The sequence below is a fragment of the Pseudoalteromonas sp. OF7H-1 genome, assembly GCF_022347825.1.
In the GTDB taxonomy this organism is placed as follows: Bacteria; Pseudomonadota; Gammaproteobacteria; order Enterobacterales; family Alteromonadaceae; genus Pseudoalteromonas; species Pseudoalteromonas maricaloris.
The window spans coordinates 225,777-235,734 of sequence record NZ_JAKRFX010000010.1; the positions used below are offsets into that span (position 1 = coordinate 225,777).

The 9,958-nt window shown below is 42.7% G+C and carries 10 protein-coding genes; 3 read left to right on the top strand and 7 right to left on the bottom strand.

Going from position 1 to position 9,958, the window contains the following annotated elements; all coding sequences use genetic code 11:
• Nucleotides 1–153: 153 nt before the first annotated feature.
• Together ahpF and ahpC are read right to left on the bottom strand one after the other, a co-directional pair.
• Complete coding sequence (ahpF, locus tag MHN30_RS14340) at nucleotides 154–1,722, bottom strand: alkyl hydroperoxide reductase subunit F (protein WP_130165980.1); 1,569 nt, start codon at nucleotides 1,720–1,722, stop codon at nucleotides 154–156.
• 105 nt (nucleotides 1,723–1,827) lie between these two features.
• On the bottom strand, nucleotides 1,828–2,397 hold the full coding sequence (gene ahpC / locus MHN30_RS14345) for an alkyl hydroperoxide reductase subunit C (RefSeq protein ID WP_045989291.1): 570 nt from the start codon (nucleotides 2,395–2,397) through the stop codon (nucleotides 1,828–1,830).
• A gap of 229 nt (nucleotides 2,398–2,626) precedes the next feature.
• On the opposite strand from ahpC, the gene MHN30_RS14350 reads away from it, so the two are divergent.
• From MHN30_RS14350 to MHN30_RS14360, 3 genes are all read left to right on the top strand, one after another.
• On the top strand, nucleotides 2,627–3,049 hold the full coding sequence (locus MHN30_RS14350; RefSeq protein WP_039491839.1) for a DUF3429 domain-containing protein: 423 nt from the start codon (nucleotides 2,627–2,629) through the stop codon (nucleotides 3,047–3,049).
• Between the two features lie 130 nt (nucleotides 3,050–3,179).
• Nucleotides 3,180–3,959: a GGDEF domain-containing protein gene (locus tag MHN30_RS14355; RefSeq protein WP_239360097.1), complete on the top strand. Its 780-nt coding sequence runs from the start codon at nucleotides 3,180–3,182 to the stop codon at nucleotides 3,957–3,959.
• Between the two features lie 174 nt (nucleotides 3,960–4,133).
• Complete coding sequence (locus MHN30_RS14360; RefSeq protein ID WP_069021784.1) at nucleotides 4,134–5,216, top strand: methyl-accepting chemotaxis protein; 1,083 nt, start codon at nucleotides 4,134–4,136, stop codon at nucleotides 5,214–5,216.
• A 109-nt stretch (nucleotides 5,217–5,325) separates the two neighbouring features.
• Here the strand turns inward: MHN30_RS14360 and MHN30_RS14365 are convergent, their stop codons facing one another.
• From MHN30_RS14365 to MHN30_RS14385, 5 genes are all read right to left on the bottom strand, one after another.
• Nucleotides 5,326–5,784, bottom strand: a complete 459-nt coding sequence (locus tag MHN30_RS14365; RefSeq protein WP_239360098.1) for a YrhA family protein — start codon at nucleotides 5,782–5,784, stop codon at nucleotides 5,326–5,328.
• Between the two features lie 178 nt (nucleotides 5,785–5,962).
• Nucleotides 5,963–6,649, bottom strand: coding sequence for a GAD-like domain-containing protein (locus MHN30_RS14370; protein ID WP_130165979.1), 687 nt, complete (start codon nucleotides 6,647–6,649; stop codon nucleotides 5,963–5,965).
• Nucleotides 6,649–8,658 carry a polymorphic toxin type 15 domain-containing protein gene (locus tag MHN30_RS23910; RefSeq protein ID WP_239360099.1) on the bottom strand — a complete coding sequence of 670 codons (2,010 nt, stop codon included), beginning with the start codon at nucleotides 8,656–8,658 and terminating at the stop codon, nucleotides 6,649–6,651. The genes MHN30_RS14370 and MHN30_RS23910 overlap by 1 nt, the downstream gene beginning before the upstream one ends.
• 68 nt (nucleotides 8,659–8,726) lie before the next feature.
• A complete protein-coding gene (locus tag MHN30_RS14380) occupies nucleotides 8,727–9,188 on the bottom strand; it encodes an SMI1/KNR4 family protein (RefSeq protein ID WP_130165978.1) in 462 nt (153 codons plus the stop codon).
• Nucleotides 9,189–9,197: 9 nt separating this feature from the next.
• Nucleotides 9,198–9,958, bottom strand: a 761-nt coding sequence (locus MHN30_RS14385) for an HNH endonuclease (protein ID WP_239360101.1), incomplete at its 5' end; no start/stop codon positions are given.

Consider the following 9,958-nt stretch of genomic DNA (forward strand, 5'->3'; position numbering starts at 1 on the left):
CCCACATGTCACTCTACACTTTGGAGTAGGAGCCGCTTCACGCAGCGATGAACCTACGAAACCTAAGCCAAAAAAAGCCACACTGTTGAAGTGTGGCTTGGGAGCATTGCATGGGTGTATTGTTGCAATGATTCTTTCCTGTAATGCGAGTAATTAAGCGACTTGCTCGTCGTCTTGCCCTAACCGAATTAGGTAATCAAAAGCGCCTAAACTTGCAGTCGCTCCACCACCCATCGCAATGATAATTTGCTTAAACGGTGTGGTGGTTGCATCGCCTGCGGCGTAAACGCCCGCTAGACTTGTCGCCCCTTTGCTATCAATTTCGATTTCACCAAAGCGGCTAAGTGCAACTTCACTCGACTTTAACCATTCAGTATTTGGTACAAGCCCAATTTGTACAAAAATGCCGGCCAATGATAGTGAATGCGATCCACCGCTCACTCTATCTGTGTAGTTCAAACCCGTTACTTTATTGCCGTCACCAACTACTTCGGTGGTTTGTGCGTTTTTAATAATGGTAACGTTAGCAAGACTTTTCGCCTTTTTGATCAGCACTTCGTCAGCTCTAAGCGTATCGGCAAATTCTAATACCGTAACGTGTTCAACAATATTTGCCAAGTCGATAGCCGCTTCAATACCCGAGTTACCGCCACCAATAACCGCAACAGGTTTCCCCTTAAATAATGGACCATCACAGTGCGGGCAATATGCTACACCTCTACCCTTGTACTCGGTTTCGCCGGGTACATTCATGCTTCTCCATCGTGCACCTGTTGCCAAGACTAGAGATTTGGCCCTTAATACCGCACCGCTTTCAAGTGTGATATCAATGGTTTCACCTTTGTTAATTGCCGCTGCACGCTGGTTCTTCATCACATCAACGCCATACTGGTTAACATGCTCTTCTAACTGTGCAACCAGCTTAGGACCTTCCGTTTTTTGCACTGAGATAAAGTTCTCAATACCCAAAGTATCGGCAACTTGGCCGCCAAAGCGCTCCGCAACTACTCCTGTATTTAGCCCTTTACGAGCAGCATAGATAGCAGCTGATGCACCAGCAGGGCCGCCACCTACAACGAGCACGTCAAACACGTCTTTCTCGTTAAGTAATGCCGCCTGCTTTTCGCCGGCTTTACTATCCAATTTGAGTAGTATATCGCTCAGGCTCACTGCGCCTTGGCTAAATTGCTCACCATTTAAGTACACGGTTGGCACGGCCATGATATTGCGCGATTCCACTTCTTCTTGGAACAAAGCGCCATCAATCATGGTGGTGGTAATATTTGAGTTAACAGCCGCCATGAGATTCAAGGCCTGTACGACTTGCGGACAAGTTTGGCAACTCAGTGAGATGTAAACCTCAAAGTTCAATGCGTTATCTATATTCCTGATCAGTTCCAAATCGTCTGCCGATGCCTTAGTGGCATGGCCGCCTGAATGCAATAATGCAAGTACCAAGCTGGTAAACTCATGCCCCATAGGCACACCAGCAAACGTAATTTCGCTCTTTGTTTCAACGCCACGCACCACCATTTGTGGAATACGTTCACCTTCATTTGATTCAGATAAAGTAATTTTGTCGCTCAATGACGCTAAGTCTTGTGCTAACCCTTTTAGCTCTTGCGATTTTTTACTGTCATCAACAGCAATGACCAGTTCAATCGGACGTTGTAGAGAGCTAAAGTGGCTTTGTAGTTGAGTTTTAATTTGGTTGTCTAACATATAAGGTAACCCTCTGCAGAAACTACAGTAAAAATTCGCAAAAACGATGAATTTGATTCATCTAGATGGTTGAGATGGGAGTGCATGCTGCACTCCCCTGACAAATTAGATTTTGCCAACTAGGTCTAGTGAAGGCGCTAGTGTTTCTTCACCTGGCTGCCAAGAAGCTGGACAGACTTCACCATCGTGAGATGCGATGTATTGAGCAGCTTGTACTTTACGTACTAGCTCTTTAGCACTACGACCAATACCTAGGTCATGCGTTTCGATAACTTTGATTTCGCCCTCTGGGTTGATAACAAAAGTACCGCGAAGTGCCAGACCTTCGTCTTCGATCATCACACCGAAGTTACGAGTAATACGGCCTGTTGGGTCACCAATCATTGGGAATTGGATTTTCTTAATGGTGTCTGACGCATCGTGCCATGCTTTATGCGTGAAGTGCGTGTCTGTCGATACAGAGTAAACTTCAACACCCATTTCTTGTAGCTGTGCATAGTAGTCAGCTAAATCACCAAGCTCTGTTGGACACACGAAAGTGAAGTCCGCTGGGTAAAAGAATACGATTGACCATTTACCTAGTAGGTCTTGCTCAGAAACTTCTACGAAGTCGCCACCATGGTATGCTGTTGCGTTGAATGGTTGAATTTTAGTATTGATTAATGAAGTGCTCATCGCTTTCCTCACTGTTGTTTAGTTTAAAATAATGTTGGCGATTAGTGTTCGCCTTGGCTTGAGTACAAAGATAAGGGGAAGTGATGATTAAATAAAATGGATTGTTTGAATCACTGTAATCGGAAAAACCGATAACTCACTTTTAAATGATCAACTAATTCAGCATAAGAGTATAAAAATAAGATAATTACGGTATGATCCCAGCAATTAACTACAGCAGAGCGTGACTATGCACCCGTACTTCAATCATATTCAACTTGGTTACTTTGGCTTCGTTCCCTTTTTGGCTTGTATCGCGTGGACGCTAATGACAGGTGTATCAAGTGACGTGCTTCATGCTTTTCAGTTTTACAGTCTGGGGATTCTAGCTTTTATGGCGGGAAGTTTATGGCGTGCAGGTGAGCAAACCTACAAACAAGCGATACTGGCCGTGATTGTCGTGATCCCTTACCCCCTGCTTAGTATTGCAGCACCACAATGGTTGCTTCTCTATCTCGCTATCGCATATTGGCTCGTATATTTTATAGAACGCAGTTCGTCTCGCTGGGGTGACTATCATAAAGACTATCAAAAAATGCGAACGGTGCTAACTTCTCTCGTTTTTGTTAGTCATCTATTTATGATTGCTCAAGCACTTGAGTTAAACGCATAAGCGGCTTGCTTCTGAAGCTCAATTAACTATAACTAAAGATAACTGAAGCACCAGAAGCCAAAGTATTTTGATCAAACGCGCGTTACCTCCCTTAGTCATATGGATAGCCATCATCATTTTTGGTGGCTACATGTACTATATTGGTCACTACGAATACGAGAGCTACGAAGAGTTGTTCTGGTTCGGTATTTCTTTTACTTTATTCAATTTGATCACCAGAGAAATCGCAAATCCGTTCTTACGCCTTGCCCTACTTGTGTATTGTGCGGGCCTACTCCTTGATATTATTGATAATTTCACCGACGGTTTTTCCATTCCCTTACTTAACTTTGACACTTCTTTGAAAAATATCGGTTTTTTACTCATCAGCTTTGGTTTTTACTGCATGATCACCAATAAAAGAGCCAGCATTACAGAGCTAAAAAAAGAAGTAGAGAGAAGAAGGTTGTTAGAGGAGCGGATGCGGTATGAAGCTAACCATGATGCAATGACGGGTGTAGGCAGTCGTCGCGCATGTTTTGAAGGCTTGCAAACACATCGCTTTGATAATCAATGGCTGCTCTACCTCGATTTGGATAATTTCAAGCAGGTGAATGACAACTATGGCCATCATATTGGCGACAAGGTTTTGATTAAGTTTACGCAGAATATGAAAGATTACTTTGGCTTAGACTACAGCTTTCGTATCGGGGGAGACGAATTTATTGCCTATATTAATGCAGTGCTTCCAGATACAGATGAGGTAAGAGCAGCATTATTAAAAGGATTACACGATTACAAAATTAACGTCAGTATTGGAATGGTCAAAGTTGACCCAGCTAAACAAGCAGATCTCATCATCCACGAAGCCGATGAGCATATGTATGGCGATAAACGCGGTAAATCACTCAGGTCTAGTGCTAGAGGGTAACACCATAACACAGTTTTATTGATTCAATTTCAATGATGCTCAGCGCACCAAAATCCAATCACAATTCTACGCTAACTTCTCTAAATTTATAGCTTTTTTAAAACCTAAAGAAGTAGCACTATTTTCCAATGATTGCTAAGCTTGCGTTAATATCAAGTTACAAGGGAAAATAACGTGTTTGCAAAACTATTTACAAACAATGAAACCCAACAAGCCTTATTAGCCGCGCAACAAGAGATTGCCAGTTTAAAACATGCGAATGCGCAATTAGTTGCTGAAAATGAGTCATTAAAACAAGAAGTTGTAAGCTCACAAGCTGCGCTCAATGATAATACTGACAATCAACTACTGCAGTGTGCATTGACTGGATTAAGCCAAGTGCAAGGGATCCGCGAAACCGTTCTTGCAAGCTTTATGAGTATTGAAGAAGAAAGCCATTCAATTGAGCAAGTAAACTCCGCCTTTTCTAAATCTGAAACCGCATTGCGTAAAATACTCACGGGAATGGAGCAGCTCGGCGGTAATATGGACAGAATGACCACCAATATTTCTGGCCTATCGCAGATGGCCGATAGCATTAATACCTTTGTTACGACAATTTCAAAAATTTCAGATCAAACGAATCTGCTAGCGCTTAATGCTGCCATTGAAGCCGCCCGGGCGGGTGAAGCTGGCCGTGGCTTTTCGGTTGTCGCCGATGAGGTACGTGCACTGGCAACCAACACCAACGAGTCCGCCAACGAAGTCTCCGATCTGGTCAAAAAGATCATCGATACGACTCATACAACCGTAAGTGCCGTGGAAGAAATTCAAGCGTCTAATATCACGCTATCTGACAGTATTGGACACCTAAACGATGAATACGAAGGGATAGTAAGTTGTTGTGATTCAATGAAAGACACCATTTTGGTTTCTACCACCCAAACCTTTATCCAGACCGTAAAGCTCGATCATGTCGTTTGGAAAGGAGACGTATACAACGTCATTATTGGCAATAGCCATAAAAATATCAGCGACTTTGCCGATCATACGATGTGCCGCTTAGGTAAGTGGTTTGGTGGCGATGGCGCCCAAAAGTTTGGTGGTCACAATGCGTTTAAACGCCTAGAAGCTCCGCATAAAGAAGTCCATAGAGCTGGTGTAGAAGCAATGAAAAAGTTTAAAGCAGGTGATTCTCAAGGCGCAGTAAAACAGCTTAACCAAATGGAACATGCCAGCGTTGAAGTAATGGACTTACTCGATCAACTAGGGCATTGATAAGAAGCACTACAGGGCTTCTCAATTTACCCGCTTAACACGTAGAGTGGCAGTCACCGATTGAAAGCGGGTAACATTTCATGTAATCCTGAGCTGGTACAGGTATGCATTATTCAAACACACAACTCTCCTCAATTAATGCAAGTAACGCTTCTTCAAACGTTTCATACTCATCAATTATTTCCCAAGTAACTCTATCTATGACAGCATAGAGTCGGGTGTTCAAATTGAAAACTACACGACTCATGTTTTCATCAGCATATGCAATAAATTGCTTCAGGGAGCACTCTTCATAAAATGATTCATTGGCTTCAATTATACCTGGTAGATAAATTGGACTTTCGATGGTGTTTGCACCATACACGTTTAAACCATTTACAGAAAAACCATTTGAAATTTTTAATAATTCTATAAACTGGTCTGATATTGTCCCCTTAAAAAATCTTAATGAGTTTTCTTGCAGCTTTATAAGTTGTTTCTCAGTTGCAGGAGGAAGTAAAAAACCTTCTTGGTATTGCGATTCTTCTATTTTGTTTTTCTGTTCGATCAAATTGATTAGTACGCTCATCATCATCTCACTTAGGATAAACCAAGCCTTCGGGAATTGGCCAATCGACGTTTATTGTTTCATAGTGCGTCATTTTTAAAACGAAAGCAGCAAAAGAAATTTGATGAGGAGTGTAGGCTAGGGAGATGATTGAACCTAGCCTTGTAACATCTATGTATTTAAAGGACTTAAAAAAGTGCTATTGGTTATGGGGTAATTGGTTAGATAGCGCAACGATATCGGCCATAACACGCTTCTCTCCAAGGTCTGCTAAGAAAGCTAAATGTTCCGTGGCTTTTACCTTTTGGAGATTCTCAAGCTTAGGTTCGCCACCAAGGGCAAGAGCTGGCACAAAACCATAGATTTCTCCATTTTCTAGAGGACCTAACTTCTCCAAAGCTCGTTCAAATAAAAGCCTATCATCAAGGTCTTTCTCATCAACAAGGTCCTTTGACATCGTAGCAAAAAATAACTCTATACATCGTTCAGAGCCAAACTTATTAAGCTCTCCAGTTTTGTTGGTAGGTAAAATCATTGCATAACCTGGGTTGATTTTAATACTTTGACCCGATGTTTCACCCCAAATAAACATTCGACCAAAAGCTCCAATTGCGATTACGTGGTACTTATCAGCCCCTCGTAATTGTCTCTCTTCGAACTCAGTACCGCGCAACCAATACGCTAAAGCTTCTTCATACTCTTTTGGGTTTACAGTCCAGAATATGCCTTTCCCCCAACTGGAAAAGCCATACTCTAGCCAGTAGTCGAGTAATTTTTTGGGTAATTTATCATGATAAAAGTCCAAAACCTCCTGTGAGGTTTCAATTGAGTGGGTAGCCGGCCCAAAACCTTTATAGTTATAAAAATTGTCAAAAAACTTATTCATTATTTGCACCTATGTAGGTTCATATTTAACTTTGCATCGGGACCAAGTGTAGAGAGTGCCTTTTTTGCCTCAATATCCATTATTTCAACTCGACTCGATGTAGTCTTCATACCGTTGTCGTCAAAGCCGTTATTATTCCATTGCGCGCCAATAGATTGGTTCACACTTGCATCCCCTAATTCAACGACCTCATCTAATCCGCCCGCTATCATATCAGGGTTATGTAGCGCATGAAGGGTTTTCATATCTTTACTCGCGAGCTGCTTGGCTTGCTTGATGGCTTCATCTCCAAAATACTCACCGCTATTAATAAGCTTTTCCTCGTACTTTAAAATAAGTTCGTTCTTAAAGTCTTCTCTTGCTTTCTTTTGTGCTTTCCCAGTTCCTTTTCGTCCAATCTTTTTAAAAGCGTCGCGGTTATCAAGGTATTCTTTTACTGACATGTTATTAAGCCCTGTCATTTGGCCTTCTAACTGTCGGTCGTATTCTTGTACAGTGCCTTTATCGTTCTTCTTAAAGCAAGCTACTTTATGTTGCGGCATACGTTTTATTGCCGCCCCTGGCAACTCATTCCCTTTTGGCGGCTCCAATTCATCAGCTTTGGCTTTGGTGGGCTTATCGGTAACGCCTCGAATTGGTGATTGACCTTGATATTCATCCAGTGCTTTATTAACTCGCTGTCCGATTTCTTGGGCGGCTTGTTGCATATGCTGGTCGATTTTGGGGGTGACATCGTCTAGGCGTTTTACCGTGGCTTGCATGCCTTCGATGGCAGCGTCTGGAAGCAGTAGGTCGTAGTGCCAACTGGTAGACATGTCATCGAGTGAATCGCGCAGACCTTTGACGATGTTTTTAACTTCCGTGGCGGATTGCTTTCCTAGGTCTTGCCAGTTGATGTCTCTTAGGTATTTAACTGGGTCGCCTTTGCCAAGCTTGCGTAAAACGGCAAGCGCAGCCGAGAGCGATTCTCCGGTATTTTTTAAGATAACCTTGCCCACGCCTTTGACTGCTGAGCCCACTACTGGCACTAAACCAATACCCGTTAGGGTAAAGGCAAGCCAAGAGTTAGTGTCGTTGGCTTCATCATCGTCAGTCAGTAACATGACATTGGCGGTGATATCTCGTAAATCCATGACTTGGTCGATAATTGGTATCATGGAAATCAAGGTACCTACCACGATTTGTGACGTGGAGGGGTTTTGATTAAAGTCGCCTTGCAGTGTGCCCCATAACCAATCACCTGCTTGGGTTGCAATGCCATTGGCTTCTATCAGTGGTGCGGTATTGCCGCTGCGTACCATTTCAGCCGCTCGCGCTGGGGTAATTTGTCCATACAGTGGGTTTTTAGGGCGATTATCTTCTGGCAGGTAATCGCGTTTATCCTCACCATATTGCACTGTGTATTGGCCTGGCGGTGCATTCTCAATTTTTGCTTTACCGCTGTCGTCTAAGTTACCGGTCAACTCTGTGCCGTTTGCAAATCGAATGGTATAAGGCGCGCCCATAATTGGGCTGCCATCTTGATAGGTATAAGACAGCTCAATGGTACTGCTCGCCATGGTGGCGATGCCATCGGCGGCCAGTGAGAGTCGAGCATTCTCAGAGAGGGCTTGAATTTGCGGTACACTCGGCATAGTGGCGCTTTGCTTACCACCAATATCTTGCTCCATGCTACCGTCAAACACGGTCATGGCTTTGCCTTTTAAGGTCAGTAACTTGTCTGCAAAGATGTTGACGTTACCACTTGAGTCAATGCTGATTTCACTGCCACCATTGGCAAGGGTAAGGTTGCCAGAGCCACTGCCTTTAATCGTGATATTGCCTTGGCTTTGAATGATTTGACTTCCCGCCGGCGCGGTGATGGTAAGGTTGTTGTCTGCCTTGAGGTTGATATCACTTTGGATAACACTGCGATGACTGCGGCCGGCCTTAAGGGTGATATTTTGTTTGGCGCTGACGTCAATTTGATTGGCGGTGACGTCTAGGTTGGTTGTTGCATCGGTAATCACCGACTTTTTACTATTTAGATGGGAAGGGTTGTAAAGCTAACTACTAGCTTTACAACTCAGTTAGAAAATTAGGAAACGTTAAAGCCTGCTAAGAAGTCAGTAAATGATGAAGCAAGTATATCTACATTTTCATAATCGGGATCGGCACCTTCATCAACTTGCTTATCTTTCCACCATATGAATACTCCTCCTTTCTGCGCGCCATCTACACCAATGCAAATAACATTACCAACACCATCATTACCAATAGGCAGTAGCTCTTCAGGAATCCTATCGCAATAAATAGAGAACATAGTTAACAAATCAAAGCTAGTATCATTTTTACCAATTCCAAATAAAACATTAATGTCAAAGTCAAAAAGTAATTCACCGTCAGAATTTTGTTTAGTAAACTGATTTTTAGTAGGCTGACCACCATTAAACTTTAGAAGAAAATCAACATATTCTTTGGGGAACTGAAGTTCAAGCTCATGACAGAGCTCTTGAATCTCAAGTAAGCTTGTTTTTGGATAACTGTTTTCAAAGTTCATTCTAATTTCCTAAAATGAGTAAGTATTTCGACCGCCAGAGTGACCTACTGTTGAGTGTAAGTCACTTGGAATTAATTGCAGCTTTGTGGAGTTCTCTACATGATGCCAGGTATGTGTCGACGGTTGCTTCCAAGCTGGATCTATATTTTCCATCAATTGATTCGCGTTTCTCATGTCCAGCTGTGAACCTGATGTTCCTCTACCAGATGTAGGGTCTGGGTTTAATTTTTTTATATCAACCTCTACAAGATAACCTTTATACTTCATAATATAAGGTCTGAAATCCGCAAAACCTTTTTCGGTAAAGTTAACACCATCAGGATACTTTTCAGCAAGCTCTTTTAATTTTAACTCTCTGATTTTCCTTTTTCTTGGCTGCATTGCATCTAGCCTTTGTTTCAAGATCGTATTTTTATGTATATCTAAACTGTAGTTTTGTCCTGCAAATTCTGCGTTCCGAGGGGGCTTTCCATCAATAAGTTGTAATTTATTGTCTTTACGGTTAGTTAATTTGGGTTTTGTTTTATCAGTTTGAGTTGTTCCAGCCCCCGGCAACTCATTCCCTTTTGGTGGTTCCAACTCATCGGCTTTGGCTTTGGTGGGCTTGTCGGTAACGCCTCGAATTGGTGGTTGGCCTTGATATTCATCCAGTGCTTTATTAACTCGCTGTCCGATTTCTTGGGCGGCTTGTTGCATATGCTGGTCGATTTTGGGGGTGACGTCGTCTAGGCGTTTTACCGTGGCTTGCATGCCTTCGATGGCAGCGTCAG

Coding starts and splice junctions, on each gene's coding strand:
- ahpF (WP_130165980.1), bottom strand. CDS start 1,722: ATGTTAGACAACCAAATTAAAACTCAACTACAAAGCCACTTTAGCTCT.
- ahpC (WP_045989291.1), bottom strand. CDS start 2,397: ATGAGCACTTCATTAATCAATACTAAAATTCAACCATTCAACGCAACA.
- MHN30_RS14350 (WP_039491839.1), top strand. CDS start 2,627: ATGCACCCGTACTTCAATCATATTCAACTTGGTTACTTTGGCTTCGTT.
- MHN30_RS14355 (WP_239360097.1), top strand. CDS start 3,180: ATGTACTATATTGGTCACTACGAATACGAGAGCTACGAAGAGTTGTTC.
- MHN30_RS14365 (WP_239360098.1), bottom strand. CDS start 5,784: ATGAGCGTACTAATCAATTTGATCGAACAGAAAAACAAAATAGAAGAA.
- MHN30_RS14370 (WP_130165979.1), bottom strand. CDS start 6,649: ATGAATAAGTTTTTTGACAATTTTTATAACTATAAAGGTTTTGGGCCG.
- MHN30_RS14380 (WP_130165978.1), bottom strand. CDS start 9,188: ATGAACTTTGAAAACAGTTATCCAAAAACAAGCTTACTTGAGATTCAA.